At 69.6% G+C, this 21,063-nt stretch carries 16 protein-coding genes; 11 read left to right on the plus strand and 5 right to left on the minus strand.

Annotation, left to right across the window (positions count from 1 at the left end; genetic code table 11):
• Window positions 1-84: 84 nt before the first annotated feature.
• Window positions 85-1,590, plus strand: coding sequence for an MFS transporter (locus tag HF576_RS10355; protein ID WP_168912706.1), 1,506 nt, complete (start codon window positions 85-87; stop codon window positions 1,588-1,590).
• A gap of 94 nt (window positions 1,591-1,684) precedes the next feature.
• On the opposite strand, the gene HF576_RS10360 is transcribed toward HF576_RS10355, so the two are convergent.
• The gene (locus HF576_RS10360; RefSeq protein WP_168912707.1) at window positions 1,685-2,308 is read right to left on the minus strand and encodes a TMEM175 family protein; all 624 of its coding nucleotides are present in this window, start codon (window positions 2,306-2,308) and stop codon (window positions 1,685-1,687) included.
• An 82-nt stretch (window positions 2,309-2,390) separates the two neighbouring features.
• A complete protein-coding gene (gene guaB / locus HF576_RS10365) occupies window positions 2,391-3,893 on the minus strand; it encodes an IMP dehydrogenase (RefSeq protein WP_168912708.1) in 1,503 nt (500 codons plus the stop codon).
• Between the two features lie 317 nt (window positions 3,894-4,210).
• Between guaB and HF576_RS10370 the strand changes: the two genes are divergently transcribed.
• The 4 genes from HF576_RS10370 to HF576_RS10385 are packed head-to-tail and all read left to right on the plus strand — an operon-like array spanning window position 4,211 to window position 8,253.
• On the plus strand, window positions 4,211-5,518 hold the full coding sequence (locus tag HF576_RS10370; protein WP_343234229.1) for a branched-chain amino acid ABC transporter permease: 1,308 nt from the start codon (window positions 4,211-4,213) through the stop codon (window positions 5,516-5,518).
• Between the two features lie 8 nt (window positions 5,519-5,526).
• The gene (locus HF576_RS10375) at window positions 5,527-6,507 is read left to right on the plus strand and encodes a branched-chain amino acid ABC transporter permease (protein WP_168912709.1); all 981 of its coding nucleotides are present in this window, start codon (window positions 5,527-5,529) and stop codon (window positions 6,505-6,507) included.
• Window positions 6,508-6,553: 46 nt separating this feature from the next.
• Window positions 6,554-7,516 carry an ATP-binding cassette domain-containing protein gene (locus tag HF576_RS10380; RefSeq protein WP_168912795.1) on the plus strand — a complete coding sequence of 321 codons (963 nt, stop codon included), beginning with the start codon at window positions 6,554-6,556 and terminating at the stop codon, window positions 7,514-7,516.
• Window positions 7,513-8,253 (plus strand): ABC transporter ATP-binding protein, encoded by a 741-nt coding sequence (locus HF576_RS10385; protein ID WP_168912710.1) that lies wholly within the window; start codon window positions 7,513-7,515, stop codon window positions 8,251-8,253. Before HF576_RS10380 ends, HF576_RS10385 begins: the two co-directional genes overlap by 4 nt.
• A 167-nt stretch (window positions 8,254-8,420) precedes the next feature.
• On the opposite strand, the gene HF576_RS10390 is transcribed toward HF576_RS10385, so the two are convergent.
• Window positions 8,421-9,701, minus strand: a complete 1,281-nt coding sequence (locus HF576_RS10390) for an ABC transporter substrate-binding protein (protein ID WP_168912711.1) — start codon at window positions 9,699-9,701, stop codon at window positions 8,421-8,423.
• A gap of 236 nt (window positions 9,702-9,937) precedes the next feature.
• Between HF576_RS10390 and HF576_RS10395 the strand changes: the two genes are divergently transcribed.
• The 3 genes from HF576_RS10395 to HF576_RS10405 are packed head-to-tail and all read left to right on the plus strand — an operon-like array spanning window position 9,938 to window position 12,929.
• Window positions 9,938-10,147 carry a heavy-metal-associated domain-containing protein gene (locus HF576_RS10395; RefSeq protein ID WP_168912712.1) on the plus strand — a complete coding sequence of 70 codons (210 nt, stop codon included), beginning with the start codon at window positions 9,938-9,940 and terminating at the stop codon, window positions 10,145-10,147.
• Window positions 10,147-12,582: a heavy metal translocating P-type ATPase gene (locus tag HF576_RS10400; RefSeq protein WP_168912713.1), complete on the plus strand. Its 2,436-nt coding sequence runs from the start codon at window positions 10,147-10,149 to the stop codon at window positions 12,580-12,582. Before HF576_RS10395 ends, HF576_RS10400 begins: the two co-directional genes overlap by 1 nt.
• Window positions 12,583-12,617: 35 nt before the next feature.
• On the plus strand, window positions 12,618-12,929 hold the full coding sequence (locus HF576_RS10405) for a metal-sensitive transcriptional regulator (RefSeq protein ID WP_168912714.1): 312 nt from the start codon (window positions 12,618-12,620) through the stop codon (window positions 12,927-12,929).
• Window positions 12,930-13,412: 483 nt separating this feature from the next.
• On the opposite strand, the gene rarD is transcribed toward HF576_RS10405, so the two are convergent.
• Entirely contained in the window at window positions 13,413-14,339 is a 927-nt protein-coding gene (gene rarD, locus HF576_RS10410) for an EamA family transporter RarD (RefSeq protein ID WP_168912796.1), read from the minus strand.
• Window positions 14,340-14,532: 193 nt separating this feature from the next.
• Window positions 14,533-14,829 carry a co-chaperone GroES gene (groES, locus tag HF576_RS10415; protein WP_017203655.1) on the minus strand — a complete coding sequence of 99 codons (297 nt, stop codon included), beginning with the start codon at window positions 14,827-14,829 and terminating at the stop codon, window positions 14,533-14,535.
• A gap of 289 nt (window positions 14,830-15,118) precedes the next feature.
• On the opposite strand from groES, the gene HF576_RS20120 reads away from it, so the two are divergent.
• The 3 genes from HF576_RS20120 to HF576_RS10430 all read left to right on the plus strand — a co-directional run bounded on the left by HF576_RS20120 (window position 15,119) and on the right by HF576_RS10430 (window position 20,520).
• Entirely contained in the window at window positions 15,119-17,110 is a 1,992-nt protein-coding gene (locus HF576_RS20120; protein ID WP_205835084.1) for an Hsp70 family protein, read from the plus strand.
• 19 nt (window positions 17,111-17,129) lie between these two features.
• On the plus strand, window positions 17,130-19,676 hold the full coding sequence (locus HF576_RS10425; RefSeq protein ID WP_168912715.1) for a helix-turn-helix transcriptional regulator: 2,547 nt from the start codon (window positions 17,130-17,132) through the stop codon (window positions 19,674-19,676).
• Between the two features lie 118 nt (window positions 19,677-19,794).
• Complete coding sequence (locus HF576_RS10430; RefSeq protein ID WP_168912716.1) at window positions 19,795-20,520, plus strand: IniB N-terminal domain-containing protein; 726 nt, start codon at window positions 19,795-19,797, stop codon at window positions 20,518-20,520.
• The last annotated feature ends 543 nt before the right edge of the window (window positions 20,521-21,063 follow it).

Genomic DNA, 21,063 nt, shown 5'->3' on the forward strand with positions numbered 1-21,063 from the left:
TTATCAGCGAATGACTTGACTTTGTAATCAGTCGATTACTACATTTCTTCTCATAAGTAATCATCCAATTACTACGGAGACCTCATGGCCCTCGATCCCCTCGCCACCGCCCCGACCGAATCGGCACGGCCCCGTCGCGCTCGACCGTTCGCACTCGTCATCGCCGCGGCATCCGTTCCGATGTTCATGGCGACCCTCGACAACCTCGTCATGACCAACGCGCTCCCCGTGCTGCATCGCGAGATGGGTGCGAGCGTGGAGCAGCTGCAGTGGTTCGTCAACGCCTACACGCTGGCGTTCGCCGGCGCGATCCTGATCGCCTCGGCCCTCGGCGACCGCTTCGGCCGGCGGACGGTGTTCGCGATCGGCATCGCCGTGTTCGGCATCGGCTCGGTATTCGCTGCGCTCAGTACCGACCCCGGTCAGCTGATCGCCGCCCGCGCGCTGCAGGGATTCGGCGGAGCGGCGGTCATGCCGCTGTCGCTCGCACTGCTGAGCGGCGCAGTGCCGCAGACCCGGCGCGCGCTCGCGATCGGCATCTGGGGCGGCGTCTCGGGGCTCGGCGTCGCCGTCGGACCGCTCGTCGGCGGGGCGATCATGGAGGGCTGGAACTGGCAGGCGATCTTCTGGATCAACGTGCCCGTCGCGATCGTCGCGATCCCGCTGGCGCTGCTCGTGCTGCGCAACGACTTCGGTGCGCGCGCTCGCATCGACGTGCCGGGCGCCGTGCTCGCGGCGGCGGGCGTGCTCGCCCTGGTGCACGCCATCGTGCGCGGCAACGACGACGGCTGGGACTCGATCGGCGTCATCGGCGAGATCGCCCTCGGCGCCGTGCTGCTCGGGATCTTCTTCGCGTGGCAGGCCCGCGCGAAGGCTCCGCTGGTGCCGTTGCGGCTGTTCCGGGACCGCTCGTTCTCGGTGACGAACATCATCGGCTTCGCGTTCAGCTTCGGCACATTCGGGGCGGTGTTCATCCTCATCCAGTACCTCCAGGTGGTGCAGGGATCATCGCCGCTCGAGGCTGCAGTGCAGACCACACCGTGGACGCTCGCCCCGATGGTGGTGGCCCCGATCGCGGGGATGCTGGCGCCCCGCGTCGGCACACGTGTGCTCATGGTGCTGGGGCTGGGCCTTCAGGCGGCGGCACTGACCTGGATCGGCCTGATCATGTCGACCGAGCTCGACTACCCCGCGCTCATCGCGCCGTTCATCATGGCGGGCGTCGGCATGGCCCTCGTCTTCGCACCGTCGGCGACGGCGCTGCTGGCCACCCTCGGACTGCTCGATCACGCAAAGGCCTCCGGCGTGAACTCGACGGTCCGCGAACTGGGCGTCGCGCTCGGCACCGCCGTCATGACGGCGATCTTCGTCAGCGCCGGCGGCGAGCTGCTGCCCGACCTGTACGTCGACGCGGCGCGTCCGGCGGTGCTCACGGGCGCGGGCGTGCTCCTCGTCGCGACGATCGCGGCGCTGTGGCTTCCCGCAGGGCGCTCGGCGACGGTCCCCACTCCAGGGCGCGTGGGCCCAGCCTCGTCCCCGGCCGACACAGAAGCTCCGGCTGCAGCATCCGACCTCGCCGGGGTCCGTTGACGCCGGGTCGCTGATCCGCGCTCGCCGGTCCCGCCGGTTCCTTCGCGTCGTGAGCCACGACGCGGAGGGACCGCGGCGTCGGGCCCGTTGCGGGTCAGTCGCTCTTGCCACCCAGCGCTCGGGTCAGGACGCCGTCGAGGAGGAACAGCAGGAACGCCGCCGAGCCGATCCATGGCGACAGCGCCACCACCACGCCGCCGATGATGAGCGCGCTCAGCGAGGCACGACCGTACGCGACGGCCTCCTGCTCGGTCAGGTCCGGGAGCATGACGTCGCGGCGCCGCACCGCCCACTGCCACTGCACCCAGCCGAACAGGATCGCGAAGAAGAAGGTCACCGGCATCGCCATGCGGCCTGCGAAGTAGGCCTCGTACTGCGTCAGCAGGCCGGTCGCGAAGGGCACGAGCACGACGAACAGCAGCCGTGCGTTGTTGAGCCAGATGAGCACGGGATCCGCTCGGGCGATGTGCTCGAACTGCTGCACGTGCACCATCCACAGCAGACACAGCAGCACGAAGCTCAGCACGAAGTTGAGCAGCAGCTCGCCCATGCCGGCGAGCGCGGTCCACATCTCGGCGTCGCTGGTCACCTTGCCGATCGAGTGCGTCGTGAGGTCGAGCACCAGCAGCGTCGCGGCGATCGCGAACACACCGTCGGTGAACGCCTCGAGTCGCACGGTGCGCTGCGTCGCCGCCGGATGCCGCCGCTGTCTGATCACGGGATCAGGGTAGCGGCGGGGACGACTCGGGAGCCCGCGACCCGCGCTCGCGCCGGGTCGGGGCATCCGCTCCCGTCGCGGATCAGCGCTTGTAGTTGGGCGCCTCGACCACGATCTGAACGTCGTGCGGGTGCGACTCCTTCAGGCCGGCGGCCGTGATCCGCACGAACTTGCCCTTGGCCTTGAGCTCCTCGATGGTGCGGGCGCCGACGTAGAACATCGACTGGCGCAGGCCGCCGACGAGCTGATACGCCACGGCCGAGACGGGGCCGCGATAGGCGACCTGACCCTCGATGCCCTCGGGGATGAGCTTGTCGTCGCTGGGGACGTCGGCCTGGAAGTAACGGTCCTTCGAGTAGGACGTCTTCTTGCCGCGCGTCTGCATCGCGCCCAGCGATCCCATGCCCCGGTACTGCTTGAACTGCTTGCCGCCCTGGAACACGATCTCGCCCGGCGACTCGTCGGTGCCGGCCAGGAGCGAGCCGATCATGACGGTGTCGGCGCCGGCGACGAGGGCCTTGGCGATGTCGCCCGAGTACTGCAGACCGCCGTCGGCGATCACGGGGACTCCCGCTTCGCGGGCGGCGAGGGATGCCTCGTACACAGCCGTGACCTGGGGAACGCCGACACCGGCCACGACACGCGTCGTGCAGATCGAGCCGGGGCCGACTCCGACCTTGACCGCGTCGACGCCCGCGTCGATGAGCGCCTGCGCGCCCTCGCGGGTCGCGACGTTGCCGCCGATGACGTCGATGTGGTCGAAGCTCGAGTCGGCCTTGAGACGGCGGACGAGGTCGATGACGCCGGCGGACTGGCCGTTCGCGGTGTCGACGACGAGGACGTCGACGCCCGCGTCGCGCAGCGCCTCCGCGCGCTGCCACGCGTCGCCGAAGAAGCCGATGGCGGCGCCGACGCGCAGGCGGCCCTGCTCGTCCTTGGTGGCGAGCGGGTACTTCTCGCTCTTGTCGAAGTCCTTGATGGTGATGAGCCCCGCGAGCTTGCCGCCGTCGTCGATGAGCGGCAGCTTCTCGACCCGGTGGTGCGCGAACAGCGCGATGACCTCGCCGGCGCTGATGCCGACGCGACCGGTGACGAGGTTCTCGCTCGTCATGACGTCGCGGACCTTCGTGGTCTGGCGCTCGAAGCCCGACACGAAGCGCATGTCGCGGTTGGTGACGATGCCGACCAGGCGCCCCTCCTCGTCGATGACCGGGAGGCCCGAGATGCGGTAGGTGGCGCAGAGGTTGTCGACCTCTTCGATCGTGGCATCCGGCGTCGTCGTGATCGGGTCGGTGATCATGCCGGACTCGCTGCGCTTGACGCGGTCGACCATCGACGCCTGCTCCTCGATCGCGAGGTTGCGATGGATGATGCCCAGCCCGCCCTCGCGCGCGATGGCGATCGCGAGGCGCGCCTCGGTGACGGTGTCCATCGCGCTCGAGATCAGCGGCGTCGCGACGGTGATGCGTCGCGTGACGCGCGACGATGTGTCGGCCTCACTGGGGATCACGTCGGTGTGCCCGGGCAGCAGCAGCACATCGTCGTAGGTCAGTCCGACGAAGCCGAAGGGGTCGTTGTGCTCCATGGGGTCTCCTGCGCGCGCGGCGCGTTGCTCGAGATGGACGGCGGCGGCCGGTGCGCTTGTGACGCTCCGTACTCGATTCTAAGCGCGCGAAGACGCCGTTTGTTCCCGCGCGCGACACCCGCGCGCACGTGCACCGGAGCCGGGACGGCCAGCGCGGCCCGCGGCATCCCGTTGCGAATCCATCACGTATCCACAGGGTGTCGTAGGCGAAACACCGGCGACACATTACAGTCGTACCGTCGTTCATCACGGCCGATGCGACCCGAAGCTTCGGTGTACGTGTCGTGCGAACTGGAGGTTCTGTGGGTCCTGCGACTGTGACCACGAGACGCATCGCCGGAAGGCGCGCCACCGCTGCGCTTTTCGGGCTGCTGCTCATCCTGCTCGGGCTGTTCGCCACCGCGACGCCCGCACTGGCAGATGAAGACGATCCCTACCGCATCAGCGGCAATGTGCAGCTCGACGGCGAGCCGCTCGAAGGGGTCGCCCTGACGATCGACGGTCCGGGGGGTGAGCAGGAAGTCGAGACGGATGCCGAGGGGCAGTGGCGCGTCGGAGTCCCCGAGCGCGGCGAGACCTACGTCATCACCCTCGACGAAGACACACTCCCCGAGGGCATCGCCGTCGTCGATCCCGAGGACGACACCCCGAATGTCAAGGAAGTCGAGATGGGCCAGGGCGGCCGCGTCTCGGTGAACTTCTTCATCGGCGAGGGCGAGCGCAACGTCACGAGCTTCTTCGATCAGCTCGTGCAGCGCATCGTCCAGGGCCTGAGCTTCGGCCTCATGCTGGCACTCGCCGCGATCGGCCTGTCGCTGGTCTACGGCACGACCGGCATCTCGAACTTCGCGCACGGCGAGATGGTGACCTTCGGCGCGATCGCCGCGCTGTTCCTGGTCGGCCCCGCGAGTCTCGCGCTGCCGTGGTGGCTCGGATACCCCATCGCGGTGGTCCTGAGCGCCGTCTTCGGCCTGGTCCTCGACATGATCCTGTGGAGACCGCTGCGCCGAAGGCGCGTCGGAGTCGTGCAGCTCATGATCGTCAGCATCGGACTCTCACTCGCCCTGCGCTACACGTTCCAGCTGTTCATCGGCGGTGGCACGCTGCAGCTCCCGTTCTCGTCGCAAGAGAAGCTCCCGCTCTTCGGGGTGGTCCAGCTCAGCATCATCGACATGGCCTCCCTCGCGATCTCGATCCTCGTGATCGTCGCCTTCGCGCTGTGGCTGACGCGCTCCCGCCTGGGCAAGGCGACGCGGGCGATCTCCGACAACCCGTCCCTGGCGGCGGCGTCGGGCATCGACGTCGACGCGGTGGTGCGGGTCGTCTGGATCGTCGCGGGCGGCCTCGCCGGCCTCGCCGGCATCCTCTACGCGTACTACCGCCCGGGCATCAAGTGGGACATGGGCGCCCAGATCCTGCTGCTCATGTTCGCCGCGGTGGTGCTCGGCGGTCTGGGTACCGCGTACGGCGCGCTCGTCGGCGCGATCATCGTGGGTCTGCTGGTCGAGGTGTCGAGCCTGTGGATCCCGGCCGACCTCAAGTACGCCAGCGCCCTGTTCATCCTCATCGTCATCCTGTTGTTCCGCCCACAGGGAATCCTCGGACGACGCGAGCGGATCGGTTAGGACCACCCATGGACTGGATTCAGATTCTCTCGAACACCGCCTCGTCGATCCTCAGCCCGGCGACGATCGGTTACGCGCTGGCCGCGCTCGGCCTCGCCGTGCACTTCGGCTACGCGGGCCTGATCAACATGGGCATCGCCGGCTTCATGGCGATCGGCGCCTACGGCTACGCCATCTCCATCCTCAGCTTCGGCCTCCCCTGGTGGGCCGGCGCTCTGGTGGGACTGGTCGGAGCCGCGATCTTCGCCCTGATCCTCGGCATCCCCACCCTCCGTCTGCGAGGTGACTACCTCGCCATCGTGACCATCGCGGCTGCCGAGGTGGTGCGCCTGCTGTTCCTCACGACCGCGTTCGACGCGGTGACGGGCTCGGCCGACGGGTTGAGCGGGTACCACGGCAGCTTCCGGGACTCGAACCCGATTCCCGACGGGCAGTACGGCTTCGGACCGTGGGTGTACAACGAGACCGGCTGGTGGGTCCGCATCATGGGCCTGGTCACGCTCGGCATCGCCGCCCTCGTGGTGTGGATGCTCACACGCAGCCCGTGGGGACGCAACCTGAAGGGCATCCGCGAAGACGAGGACGCCGTGCGTTCGCTCGGCAAGAACGTGTTCGCGTACAAGATGCAGGCCCTCGTGCTCGGCGGTGTCCTCGCCGCCGCGGGAGGCATCGTCTACGCGTTGCCGTCCGCGGTGAGCCCCGGCGTGTACGTCACGTCGCTGACGTTCTTCGTGTGGACGGCCCTCCTCCTCGGTGGCGCCGCGACGGTCTTCGGCCCGCTGCTGGGATCGCTCATCTTCTGGGCGCTGCAGACGTTCCTCGCGAACGTGCTGCCGGCGATGGCCTCGGCCGGCTGGCTCCCGGGTCTGAACCAGATCCAGGCCGGCACGCTGCGGTTCATCCTCGTCGGCGTCGCGCTCATGCTGCTCGTGATCTTCATGCCGCAGGGCATCCTCGGCAATAAGAAGGAGCTGACCTTTGTCCGATAACAGCATCCCCGAGAACGAGGCCGCGCCGGCCACCGGGTCGGCACCCGTGGCCCGCGCCAAGACGACCGGCCTGCACGTGGGCGAGGCGGTGCCCGGTGTCGCGAAGGTCGACCCGATCATCGTCGCCGACGGCGTCCGCCGCACCTTCGGTGGCGTGACCGCCGTCGACGTCGAGCACGTCGAGATCCCGCGTGGCGCGATCACCGCCCTCATCGGCCCGAACGGCGCCGGCAAGACCACGCTGTTCAACCTGCTGACCGGGTTCGACCAGCCCGATCAGGGCACGTGGTCGTTCGAGGGCAAGTCGCTCTCGGGCGTTCCCGCCTACAAGGTGGCGCGCCGCGGCCTGGTGCGCACCTTCCAGCTGACCAAGGCGCTGGGCCTGCTCACCGTCATGGAGAACATGAAGCTCGGCGCGCAGAATCAGCGCGGCGAGAAGTTCTGGGCGGGCATGATCCCGGCGCTCTGGCGCTCGCAGGATGCCGAGATCGAGGACCGCGCGATGGTCCTGCTGCAGAAGTTCAAGCTCGACGCCAAGGCCGACGACTTCGCCGCCAGCCTGTCGGGCGGCCAGCGCAAGCTCCTCGAGATGGCCCGGTCGCTCATGACCGATCCGACCCTCGTGATGCTCGACGAGCCGATGGCCGGCGTCAACCCGGCGCTGACCCAGTCGCTCCTCGACAAGATCCTCGACCTCAAGGACGAGGGCATGACCGTCCTGTTCGTCGAGCACGACATGCACATGGTGCGCCACATCGCGGACTGGGTGATCGTGATGGCCGAGGGCCGCATCGTCGCCGAGGGCGACCCGGCGACGGTCATGAAGGACCCCGCCGTCATCGACGCGTACCTCGGGGCCCACCAGGATCTCGACCTCGGCGTCGTGACCGGGCGCATCGACGTCATCGAGGCCGACCCGACGACGGATGCTGCGGCCTCCGCCGCGGCATCCGCCACGGTCCTCGTCGATGAGGGCGTCGCCGAAGAGGAACAGGAGGACCGCACATGACCGCTCCCACCGCGACGGGAACGCCCGTCGTCGTCATCGACGAGGTGCACGCCGGTTATCTGCCGGGCGTGAACATCCTCAACGGCTGCAGCCTCGTCGCCGAGCAGGGTGAGCTCATCGGCATCATCGGCCCGAACGGCGCCGGCAAGTCGACGCTCCTCAAGGCGATCTTCGGCCAGGTGAACATCCGCAGCGGCTCGATCTCGCTCGAGGGCGAAGACATCACAGGCCTTCGGGCGAACAAGCTCGTCGCCCGCGGCGTGGGCTTCATCCCGCAGAACAACAACGTGTTCCCCAGCCTCACGATCGAGGAGAACCTGCAGATGGGGCTGTATCAGCGGCCCGGCATCTACAAGGAGCGGCTCGAGTTCGTCACCGGCATCTTCTCCGAGCTGGGCAAGCGCCTCAAGCAGCGCGCCGGCTCGCTGTCGGGCGGTGAGCGGCAGATGGTCGCCATGAGCCGTGCGCTCATGATGGACCCCAAGGTGCTGCTGCTCGACGAGCCGTCGGCCGGCCTCTCGCCGGTCCGGCAGGACGAGGCGTTCATCCGCGTCTCCGAGATCAACAAGGCCGGAGTGACCTGCATCATGGTCGAGCAGAACGCGCGTCGCTGCCTGCAGATCTGCGACCGCGGCTACGTTCTGGACCAGGGGCGCGACGCCTACACGGGTACCGGACGCGAGCTGCTGAACGACCCCAAGGTCACCGAGCTGTACCTCGGCACGCTCGGCAGCTAGATCCGGCGACCTCGCACGAAGCGGGGGCCGGATGCCACGGCATCCGGCCCCCGCTTACTCTGTGTGGCGGCGCCCCTCCCCCGCAGGAGGTGTTGGGAATGATGCCCCGGCCAGGCACGCGAAACGGCCCCGGGTCCAAGGACCCGGGGCCGTCGCGTCAGAGAGGATCAGCCCTCGTACGGACCGTACGTGTTGTCCTCGCCGAACTGGTAGATGCCGATCGACGCCTCGGTCGGGTCGCCGACCTCGTCGAACGTGATCGGACCCGACACGCCGTCGTAGTCGGCGGTGCCGCCGCCCACGATGATCGCGGCGCAGTCGGCGTACGACTCGCACTTCTCACCGTCACCGGAGCCGCCCGAGACCTCGATCAGCTTCTCGGCCATGGCAGCCGAGTCGGTCGAGCCCGCGGCGAGCGCAGCCAGGGCGAGGAGGATGGTCGCGTCGTACGACTCGGCCGCGTAGGTGTACTCCGTCAGCGGGTCCATGCCCTCGGCCTCGACGAACTCGTCGAGCGCGTCGGTGAAGTCCGTGATGGCATCCAGCGACAGACCCGGGAACGTGCCCTTCGCGCCGGTCAGCGAGCCCGCGGGGAACTCTTCTCCGAAGTTGGCCAGGTTGCCGTCGACGAAGTACAGGTTCTCGGCGGGGTACTGGCCGAACAGGCTCGGGAGGATCGTCTTGACCTCTTCGAACGTGATCAGTGCGATCGCGTCGGGGTCGGCCGCGAGGACCTCCGAGATCTGCGCGTCGAAGCTCGTGTCACCCGTGTTGTAGGTGGGCTGAGCGACGACCTCGCCACCGGCGGCCTCGAAGGCCTCGGTGACGTACTTGGCCAGACCGGTGCCGTACGAGTCGTTCAGCACGATCATGCCGAGCGTCTGGTGGCCGTCTTCGGCGATCAGGTTGCCGAGCACCTCGCCCTGCAGCACGTCCGACGGCGCGGTGCGGAAGTACAGCCCGTTGTCGTCGTACGTGGTGAACGCGTCCGAGGTGTTGGCCGGCGAGAACTGGATGACTCCCGCGCCGGTGACCTGGTCGATGAACTGCAGCGAGACGCCCGAGGACGCGGCGCCGATGATGGCGGAGACGCCCTCACCCAGCAGACGCGGGATCTCGGCCTCGTACGCCTTGTTGTCGGTGTCGCCGGAGTCGCCGAACACGACATCGACGTCGAGTCCGGTGTCGGCGGTGACCTCGTTGATCTGCGCCATGGCGTAGGCGACGCCGGCTTCCTCGGGCGGTCCGAGGAACGCGAGGTTACCGGTCTGCGGCAGGGCGGTGCCGAGCGTGAGGCTCAGCTCCTCGGTCGGACCGGCATTCTCGGTCGGCTCTTCGGTGCCACCGGTGCCCCCACCGGCACAGCCGGCGAGGACGAGGGCGCTGGCGCCGACGAGCGCAAGACCGCCGAGGACGGTGGTCTTGCGCGAGCGGGTGAAGACGCTCATGTTGCTCCTTGCTGTGGTGTGTACGCGGATCGGCTCGGGAACCGACCTCAATGTCCTAAACCTAACCGCGGCAGGCACCGCCGTGTGTTGCTCTTCGTTAACGGTTTGTAACGCCGCGGGACCGGGGATTTCGGGGCGAATTCGTGTGCGCGGGCGTCGCATACCCCTCGTGGGTATAAACTCGACGGTGTTGTACCCCCAAGGGGTATCCAGAATCCGGAAGAAGGAGTCCACCAATGGCTGAGTTCGAGTACACCGTGACGGGCATGACCTGCGGGCACTGCGAAGCGTCGGTGCGCGGCGAGGTGTCGAAGATCGCGGGCGTCCAGGACGTGCGCGTGAGCGCAGCATCCGGTTCCCTCACCATCGTCGCCTCGGGTGAGGTCGCCGACGACGCCGTCCTCGCGGCCGTCGACGAGGCCGGCTACAGCGCGGTGCGCGCCTGATGGTGCCCTCGGCCCCGGCCGCCCGGGTCGAACTCGAGATCGGCGGCATGACGTGCGCCTCGTGCGCCGCACGGATCGAGAAGCGCCTGAACCGGCTGGACGGGGTCGAGGCATCCGTCAACTACGCCACCGAGAAGGCGGTCGTCAACGCGCCGGAGGGCTTCGACCCGCAGACGCTCATCGACGAGGTCGTCAAGACCGGCTACACGGCGGCGCTCCCCCAGCCGCCCGCGGCAGAAGCAGAGCCCGCGGCCGCGCATGACTCCGAGCTGACCGGGCTGCGTCAGCGGCTCATCGGCTCGATCGTGCTGTCGGTGCCGGTGATCCTGCTCGCGATGATCCCCGCGCTGCAGTTCACGTACTGGCAGTGGGCCTCGCTGGCCCTCGCCGCGCCGGTCGTGGTGTGGGGCGCCTGGCCGTTCCACCGGGCTGCCTGGGTGAACCTGCGCCACGGCGCCGCCACCATGGACACCCTCATCTCCCTCGGCGTGTCGGCGGCGTTCCTGTGGTCGCTGTACGCGCTCTTCCTCGGAACGGCCGGGATGCCGGGCATGACGCACGGCTACGAATGGCCGGTGCTGCTCGGCGGCACCGCGCAGCCGGGTGACGGAGCCGGAGCCATCTACCTCGAGGTCGCCGCGGGCGTGACGACCTTCGTGCTGGCCGGCCGCTACTTCGAGGTGCGCGCGAAGCGCCGGGCAGGGGCCGCGCTGCGGGCGCTGCTCGAGATCGGCGCGAAGGACGTCGCCGTGCTGCGCCCCGCGCCCGGCGGCGGGGTCGCCGAGACCCGCGTGGCCATCACCGACCTGCGCGTGGGCGAGGAGTTCGTGGTGCGCCCGGGCGAGAAGATCGCCACCGACGGCGTCGTGGTCTCGGGAACCTCTGCCGTCGACGCCTCGATGATCACCGGAGAGTCGGTGCCCGTCGAGGTCGCGCCCGGCGACGCGGTCGTGGGAGCGACCGTCAACGCCGGAGGCCGGCTGGTGGTGCGCGCGACCCGCGTCGGCGACGACACGCAGCTGGCGCAGATGGCGCGGCTCGTCGAAGAGGCGCAGTCCGGCAAGGCCAAGGTTCAGCGCCTGGCCGACCGCATCTCGGGCATCTTCGTGCCCATCGTGCTGGTCATCGCACTCGGCACGCTCGCCGCGTGGCTGCTGGCGGGGGCATCCGCTCCTCTCGCCTTCACCGCGGCGGTCGCTGTGCTCATCATCGCCTGCCCGTGCGCACTCGGCCTGGCCACTCCGACGGCCCTGCTCGTCGGCACTGGGCGCGGAGCCCAGCTCGGCATCCTGATCAAGGGTCCCGAGGTGCTCGAGTCGACGCGCGCCGTCGACACCGTCGTGCTCGACAAGACCGGCACCGTGACGACCGGCCGCATGGCGCTGGTCGAGGTCGTCCTGGCATCCGGCCACGACGCCGCGCCGGGCGGAGAAATCGTCGCCGGGCGGAGCATCGGCTCCGAATCCGCCGCCGCCGGCGCCAACCTCCGCCGGGCGGACGCCGGGGAGGCAGCAGATCTCCGCCGGGCGGAGGTGGCGCAGATTCCGGATGCCGCAGCCCCGGGTCGCACCGAGCTCCTCCGTGTCGCCGGGGCCCTCGAGCACGCGTCCGAGCACCCGATCGCGCAGGCGATCGCACGGGCGGCCGCCACCGAGACCGGGCCGCTCCCCGACGTGGAGTCGTTCCAGAACGTGCCCGGCAAGGGCGTGTCGGGCGTCGTCGAGGGGCACGCGGTGCTCGTCGGGCGCGAGGCGCTCCTCGCGGACTGGGCGCTGACCCTGCCGTCGTCGCTGGCCGACGCGAAGGCACGAGCCGAGGCATCCGGCCGCACCGCGGTGCTCGTCGCGTGGGACGGCGAGGTCCGCGGGCTGCTCGTGGTCGCCGACCAGGTCAAGCCGACCAGCCGTCAGGCCGTCACCCAGCTGCGCGCCCTCGGACTCGAGCCTGTGCTGCTCACGGGCGACAACGCTGCGGCTGCCCGCGCGATCGCCGACGAAGTGGACATCGAGCGGGTCACCGCCGAGGTGCTGCCGCAAGACAAGGTCGCCGTGATCACCGCGCTGCAGGCGGAGGGCCGCGTCGTGGCCATGGTCGGCGACGGCGTGAACGACGCCGCCGCCCTCGCGCAGGCCGACCTGGGCCTGGCGATGGGGACGGGAACGGATGCCGCGATCGAGGCGTCCGACATCACCCTCGTCCGCGGCGACCTGCGCAGCGCCGCCGACGCGATCCGCCTGTCGCGCACGACGTTCCGCACGATCCGCGTCAACCTGTTCTGGGCGTTCGCGTATAACGTGGCGGCGATCCCTCTCGCCGCGCTGGGACTGCTCAGCCCCATGATCGCCGGCGCGGCGATGGCGCTCTCGAGCGTCTTCGTTGTGGGCAACAGCCTGCGACTGCGCCGCTTCCGCTCCCACAATGGCCCAGCTACATAATGAACCTGATTCACAATGAACCTGAAGGACGAAGCATGACCGATGCAGCGACCGCGGTGGACCACGGCCACCACGGGTATATCACCGACAAGGACAAGTACCTCAATCGCATGAAGCGGATCGAGGGTCAGGCCCGCGGCATCCACAAGATGGTCGAGGACGAGAAGTACTGCATCGACATCCTGACGCAGATCAGCGCCCTCACCTCCGCCCTCGAGGCCGTCGCCGTCGGGCTGCTCGACGACCACCTGCGCCACTGCGTGGTCGACGCCGCGCGCCTGGGCGGCGCCGAGGCCGACGCGAAGATCACCGAGGCCACGCAGGCCATCGCCCGTCTTGTCCGCTGAGTCGAAGCCGCTGGGCCTCCGGGCGGGTTGATACCCGGGCTCGGTTGAGAAACCGCATGTAGGTTGAGGCACCGCGGCTCACGCGGTGTTTCAACCTACGCGTGGTTTCTCAAGCTCAAGGGCCGCGCCGAGGGCGCCCACGCCGCACGCGCGCCGCGCCCACGCACGACCCGAGGTGATCCGCCCGGCGGGGCTCGGGGCCCCGGCGGGAGAAACCACAAGTCGGTTGAGAAACCACATGTCGGTTCAGACACCACAGCTCACGCGGTGGTTCAACCTACGCGTGGTTTCTCAAGCTCAAGGAGCCTGCCCACGCCGCTCAAGGAGCGCGCACGCCGCTCAAGGACCCCCGCTCGCCGAGCTAGGAGCGCGCACGCGGAGCAAAGCCCGCGCCCCAACCGCCATGCGGAGCCGCAGGACCGGACGGCGCGAGCGTCGAAGCAGCGCGACCGTCGAAGCCGCGCGGCCGCCGGGCTCGCGGGATCAGGATGCCGCGGCCACCCGCATGCGCCGGGCGTGGAGCACCGAGTCCACCGTGAGCACGGTCAGCGCGACCCACACCAGCGCGAAGCCGACCCAGCGCTCGACCGGCATCGGCTCGCCGAGCACCCACGCGCCGATGATGAACTGCAAGATCGGCGCCACGAACTGCAGCAGGCCGATCACGGTCAGCGACACGCGGCGCGCGCCGGCCGCGAAGAACAGCAGCGGCACCGCCGTGATGACGCCGGCCAGGCTCAGCAGAACGGCGTGACCCCAGCCACTGGCACCCATCGTGATGCCCGTGGACGTGCCGACGACGACAAGGATGATCGCGGCGATCGGCATGAGCCACAGCGACTCTAGGGTCAGGCCGCTGACGGCATCCACCGATGGTCCGACACGCTTCTTGACCAGACCGTACAGGCTGAAGCTCGCCGCCAGCGTCAGCGCGATCCACGGGAACGACCTGTACCCGACGATGATCACGACGACCGCGACGGCGGCGATGCCGATCGCGACCCACTGCGTGACGCGCAGCCGTTCGCGCAGCACGAGCACCGCCAGAAGCACCGTGGCGATGGGGTTGATGAAGTACCCGAGGCTGGTCTCGATGACGTTCTCGTTGAGCGCCCCGAACATGAAGACCTGCCAGTTCACATAGATCAGCAGGCCGGCGATCACCGTCAGTCCCAGCACGCGCGGCTGCCGGAAGATCGCCGCGAGCCGCCCCCACGTGCGCGTGACGGTCAGCAGCAGGGCGCAGAACACCAGCGACAGCACGATGCGCCACGCCACCAGCTCGAACGGTCCGGTCGGCGCGAGCAGCACGAAGTACAGCGGCAGGAAGCCCCACAGGAAGTACGCCGAGAACGCGTACACGCCGCCGAGACTGCGTTCGCGAGAGAGATCGGCGGATGCCGGGGGCAACGCCACCCCGGCCGTCGATGCCGCGGACTCGGCCAGTTCGTCGGTGTCCCCTCCGGTGGGGTTCTCGGAGGGTTCGCGGCTCACCACCTCAGCCTAATGAGCGCCGCCGACCCCGGGTCGCCGCGCCCGGGAATGCGAGAGGGCCGGATGCCACGGCATCCGGCCCTCTCGAAGCTGCGCTGTGCGCCGGGGCTCAGCGGACGACGACCGCCAGGACGTCGCGAGCCGAGAGCACCAGGAACTCGTCGGCGCCGAACTTGACCTCGGTCCCGCCGTACTTGCTGTAGAGCACACGGTCGCCGACGGCGACGTCGAGCGGGACGCGGTTGCCGTTGTCGTCGATGCGGCCGGGGCCGACGGCGACGACTTCACCCTCCTGGGGCTTCTCCTTGGCAGTGTCGGGGATGACGAGGCCACTTGCGGTGGTCTGCTCGGCCTCGACCTGCTTGATGACGATGCGGTCCTCGAGCGGCTTGATGGAAACCGACACGGTCTACCTCTTCTTTCCTTGAGACTGAAGACTCGTTAGCACCCGCACAGTGAGAGTGCTAACGCCAAGTGTAGGCAAGTGATTGGCACTCCTGCAACGTGAGTGCCAATCCATGACGTCGGGACGCTTCCGCGACGAGAATCCAACCTTTCGGCGCTGACCTCTATACCCGCGCCGGATGCGGATGTATCATCGCAACGTCGCGTGCCTCTACCACTGGGAATGGTCGGCCGCGGTGCGAGATCGGGGGAGCTCGCCGCTACATTGCTGGGGGCAAGTCTTCATGGGTGTGTCATATTTCCTTGCTGTCGACGTGGGAACGAGCCGCGTGGGGGCGGCCACAGCGACGCTCAGCGCGGATGGAAGCATCACCGCGACATCGTTCGCGCTCGGGCGCAAGAGCGACAGCGTGGCCACCGTCGTCTTCGTCGCCGAAGACGGCGACCTCTTGTTCGGCGACGCCGCCGAACGGCGCGGGGTCACGCAGCCGGAACGGCTGATCCGCGAGTTCAAGCGCAGCATCGGCGACGAAGTGCCGCTCATGGTCGGCGGTCAGGCGATCCGCACCGAGCAGCTGTACGCGCGCACCGTCGCCTCCGTGATCGAGATGGTCACCGAGCGCGAGGGCGCAGCGCCGGACGGCGTCGCCCTGACCCATCCGGCGATGTGGGGCCCCCACCGCCTGGGGCTGGTCCGCGCCGCGCTGGACGCCGTCGGCGTCGGCGAGGTGACCTTCATCACCGAGCCCGAAGCGGCCGCCCGTCACTACGAGGCCGCTCGCACGCTCCAGGACGGAGAGACCCTGGCGGTCTACGACCTCGGCGGCGGCACGTTCGACTCGGTCATCCTGCGCAAGCACGGCGAATCCTTCGAGGTGGTCGGCGAACCGGTCGGACTCGACAATCTGGGAGGAGCCGACTTCGACGACGACGTGCTCCGCCACGTCCTGCGCGCCGCGGAGGTCCCGGCCGAAGCCCTGGAGGATGCCTCCCCCGACGCCCGCATCGCGCTCTCGCAGCTGCGTCGCGAGTGCGTCGATGCCAAGGAGGCGCTCTCGTTCGACTCCGACGTCGTGATCCCCGTGCTGCTCCCTGCCGGTCGCTCCAGCGTGCGACTGACGCGGGCGGAGTTCGAGGACATGATCGATGAATCGGTCGAGCAGACCGTGGACGCGCTCGAGGACGCCCTCGACGCGGCCGATGTCGACGCCCAGGATCTCGAGTCGATCCTCCTCATCGGCGGATCGTCCCGCATCCCGCTGGTCACGCAGCGTCTGTCGGAGCGACTGGATCGCCCCACCGCGATCGATGCCGACCCCAAATCGTCCATCGCGCTCGGGGCGGCCCGTACCGCACTCGTCCGCGCTCTGGATCGCGACCTCGGCGTCTCGAGCGAACTCGCGCTCTGGGACGATGCCGCCGCCGCGGGCGAGCTCGACCTCATTCCCACTGCGCCGGCCTCGGTGCTCGCCGCGCCGATCGGCCCCATCGCCGGACGCTCGGCGCCGAGCGTCCGCCACATCATGGCGATCTCGGGCGGAGCCATCGTCGTGGCCGCCGCCATCGTGTTCGGGAGCACGATGACCGCCGGCTCGGGACTGAGCGCGTTCTTCGCGCCGTCGGCGTCGGAGTCCACGCCGACGCCCACGCCCGAAGCCGAGACGTTGGAGACGGAACCGGATGCCGCGCCCGACACCGCGCCCGTGACCGCACCGGTCGTCGCGCCCGAGCAGCAGCAGACCACGCCACGCAGCACACCGCCGCGCCGCAGTCAGAAGCCCGTCACGAAGCCCAAGGCGGACGCCGCTCCGGCGCCGAAGCCGACGAAGGGCGCGCAGACGCCGCCGCGCCCCACCGCGGACGCTGGCACCAGCACACCCTCGACCAACACCGAGACCACCGACACGACGGACCCCGGCACGACCGACCCTGGCACCACCGACCCCGGCACGACCGACCCCGGCACCACCGACCCCGGCACCACCGACCCCGGCACCACCGACCCCGGCACCACCGACCCCGGCACCACCGACCCCGGCACCACCGACCCCGGCACCACCGACCCCGGCACCACCGACCCCGGCACCACCGACCCCGGCACCACCGACCCCGGCACCACCGACCCCGGCACCACCGACCCCGGCACCACCGACCCCGGCACCACCGACCCCGGCACCACCGACCCCGGCACCACCGACCCCGGCACCACCGATCCGCCCGCCGACCCGCCGCCCGCCGAACCACAACCCGCGGCCACTCCCGACCCGAACACGCCCACCTGATCCGCCCCGGCGATCCATCATGCCTACGCCGACATCAATGGTGGCGTCGTTCTTCGACGCTGCGGATTTCACAGGCCCGCGCTACGCGCGCCCCCTTATCGACGCCCTCACGGCCGGCGATGCGCCGCCTCGCGTGCTCGTCTCAGGGAACGCAGGATCGGGCAAGACGACCGTGCTCCGCAGCGCGCAGCGGTTCCTCTCGGAGAACGGGATGCCGCTGGCCGTGCTGAGCAACGACACGGACGTGACCGCAGTGCCCACGTCGAGCATCCTGCTGGTCGACGACCTGCACCTCGTGCCGGCGGGCCAGCTCCAAGGCCTGGGCGCCCGCGCGTCCGACCCGGAGGCCGCGCTCGTCGTGACCAGCCGGCCGTGGCCGCTCACGGAAGAGCTGTCGTCCATCGCACGGCATCTCGAGCGCAGCCGCCCGGCCGTCGTGCTCGGCCACCTCACGCGCGCCGACGTGCTCGACCACCTCGCGGCGCAGGAGCGCACTCTGCCGCCTGCCTGCCTGGACGCCATCCTTCAGATGACGGGCGGGGTCTCGTGGCTGGTGTCGGCCGCACTGGCTGCCCATGACGAGCGGGACTGCGAGGCCGACGACGCGCACGCGGCGCTGGCTCGCGTGCTCGAGCAGAACGTGGCGCACCGGCTCGACGTGCTCGACGACGACGTGCGCCGCATGATCGAGACGATCTGCGTCGTCACCTCCGATGACGGGCCATTGCCCGCCACGCTGCTCGACGACCCGGAGCGCATCGCCGCGCAGGGCTACGCGGAGGGGCTTCTGCTCCGCGGCGGTCGGCCGGTGCCGATCGTGCAGGCCTCGGTGCGGTCGGGGCTTCCCGTCGGTCGTCTGGTGGACCTGTTCTCGAGCTTTCCCGGCGGCGTGGATCCGTTCGCCACCGCCGGCACGGCGGTTCTCGCCGGCGTGCATCACCCGCAGTTGACGACCGCGCTCGTCGAGCGCGGCGACCAACTCCTCGAGGCAGACCCCCAACGGGCGCAGCAGCTGTACGGGGCCGCCGCTCAGGCCGGGGCGACCTCGGCGGCCGACCTCGCGGCCAAGCGGGCGCAGGCCGCGTGGGCGTGCGGTGACATCGATGGGGCCGCCCAGCTGATCGACCAGGCGATCGCCGCCGCGGATGGTTCCCCCGCCACGTCGGCGCGCGTCGCCGACACCGCGGCGGCGACCTGGTCGATGCGCGGGATGCTCGAGACCGGGTGCGGCTTCTACGACGTCTTCGCGCCCACCAGTGCCGAGGCATCCGTCCGCGCCATGGTGGCCCGCTTCGGGGTCGGCGACGCGGGGTCGGCTGCGGAAGAGCCCGATAGCGCCTCGATGGCGGCACCCTCGACCCTCGGTGTCGCGATGAGGCTGCTGCGGCGTGGGCTGCTGGAGACGCTGACCCCGGGACGCGCCGAGTCGGCACTGGCCGATCTGGTGCGCGCATCGCACCTCTACACGTCGTCGCAGAGCTCGACCCCGATGCCGGAGCACCCAGCGATCATCGCGGCGGTCGTCGCCATCAGCAGCGGTGACCTCTCCACGGCCCGCTCGGTGATCGACTCCGCCGTCGAAGGACACACCGGCACCCCCTGGGTGCTGTCGCGTCTGCTGCTGTGGCGCTCGTGGATCGCCCTCCAGCAGGCACGAGGACCCCAGGCCCGCGAAGCGCTGGAGTCCGCTCTCGCGCTGGCGCCGAAGGCCGCGCCGCGCGACGACCTGCTGGTGCAGGCGATCCGCATCGGCCTGGCGCGGCGCTACGAGGACGCGACCGCTCTCTCGCAGGCGTGGGACAGCGCCCGCGGCGGCCTGCTCGACGCCGACGTCGACCTCTATACGCTGCTGCCGCTCGCCGAGTTCGTCAGCGCCGGCGCCCGCGTCGGAGATTCGACCACGACGGATCAGCTGCTGACGAACGCGCTCGGCATCGTCAACCGCCTCGGCTCGCCCGCGCTCTGGTCCGCGCACCTGCGGTGGGCAGGCATCCAGGAGGGAATCCTCAGCGACCATCCCGACGCCCTGAGCCCGCACGCACGCGCCCTGGTCGATGCCGCACCCACGAGTCACGTCGCCGCCACGATGGCCAAGGCGGGACGCCTGTGGACGTCGGTGCTGGCCGGCTCGGTGGACGTCGACGAGATCGAGTCGGCGTCGCACGCGCTCGCGGGCATCGGATTGCAGTGGGATGCCGCGCGGCTGGCCGGTCAGGGAGCAGGGCGCGCGTCGGACCGCAAGGTCTCAGCACGGCTGCTCGCCTGCGCGCGGGAACTGCACCCGCCCGAGAACGTCCGTCCCGCCGACCCCGACGTCGAGAGCACCGGACCGATCCGGACCGTGTCGGTCGCGGGTCTGAGCGAGCGCGAGACGGATGTCGCCCGCTTGGTCGTCCAAGGCAAGACGTACGCCGAGATCGGCGAGACGATCTTCATCTCGCCGCGCACCGCAGAGCACCACATCGCCAGCATCCGGCGGCGCCTCGGCGCCACCTCCCGGTCGGACCTGATCGCCAAGCTGCGCGTCGCGCTGGCGCATTCGGGTGCACCCGAGCAGGCATCGTGACGGTGCCCCCGCACGAACCCCCTAAAGAGCCCCCACCGATTCGGGGAAACCCCCGATTCGCTGATTGTGAGAAACACCTAATCTCAGGAATGAGTCTTGAAGTGACAGGAGCCGAGTCATGACCACACCGCTGGCAACGATTGCCGACGCACTGATCGAGTTCATCCTCAGTCTGCTGAACGACCCGTCTGCAGCCGAGGAGTTCGAGGAGGATCCGCAGGGCACGCTGTCGCGCGTGGGGCTGAGTGACGCCTGCGTCGAGGATGTGCGCGCCGTTGCGCCCGTCATCGTCGACCGCCCCGACGTGCACCCCAAGCCCCCGGTTCCCCCGGGCCCTCCCGGACCCCCGTCGGTCGAGAAGGAGATCTTCAACATCACAAACAGCTTCGCGATCGACAACCGGGCGACGATCGTCGACCAGTCGGTCAACCAGAACATCTGGGCGGACGGCGACGTCAACCAGATCTTCGACCAGGAAGCCGTGGTCAACAGCGGCGACAACGGCGCAGCCGCCGGCGAGGATGCCGATGTCGACAACTCCGACACCGACACGACCGTGGGTGATGTGGCGATCGGCAACGAGGACACCACGACCAACATCGACGGTTCGTTCAACGACGGATCGACGAACACCGAGACGGATGTCGAGGTGGACGCTGAAGAGTCGTTCAACGACGAGTCGACGGATGTCGCAGTCGATGTCGAGGTGGACGACTCCTTCAACGAAGCCACTGTCACCGAGGTCGCGACCGAGGTTGAGGCATCGAACGAGGGCAACTACGAGTCCGACGATGCCGTTGTGGTGGACGACATCTACATCGAGGCCGAGGACGACGGGCTCTAGGACGAGACGTGACCGCACGGAACGACGACGACCGCCCGCGCACCCTGGCTCAGCCGGGGCGCGCGGGCGGTCGTCGCAAACCGCCTCCTCCGACCTTCGAGGATCCACCGCCGGAGCGCGCGGTCGCGCGCGTCCCGGTGCCGCCTTCGACGCCCCCGCCGGGCGCGCAGCCGATCGGCCGGGTGCCGGTGGCCAGGGTCCCGGCGTCGGAAGTGCATCCGGCCCAGCAAGCGCCACGGGAGTCGCCTCAGCGCGGACGCGGCACTCCTCCGCCCCGGCGCGAGGCACCCGAGCGACCGCCCACCACAAGCCCGAATGCGGCGCCGGTCCTCACCAAGGTCCCACCGCCGTTCACCGTCCGGGTGAGCCAGTTCCTGTGGGTGATGAGCCTGCTGGCGGGTGGGATCGCGGTCGTCTACCTCTTCGTGATCCGCGAGGACCAGGTGCCGCTGATCGCCGATGCGGTGCGCACCGTGTCGGAGGGCCGCAGCGACGAGACGTACACGGCCGCCGCCGACATCATCTTCTGGAGTGTGTTCGGCC

Origin of the sequence: Microbacterium salsuginis, assembly GCF_012524205.1 — a bacterium.
Lineage (GTDB): Bacteria > Actinomycetota > Actinomycetes > Actinomycetales > Microbacteriaceae > Microbacterium > Microbacterium salsuginis.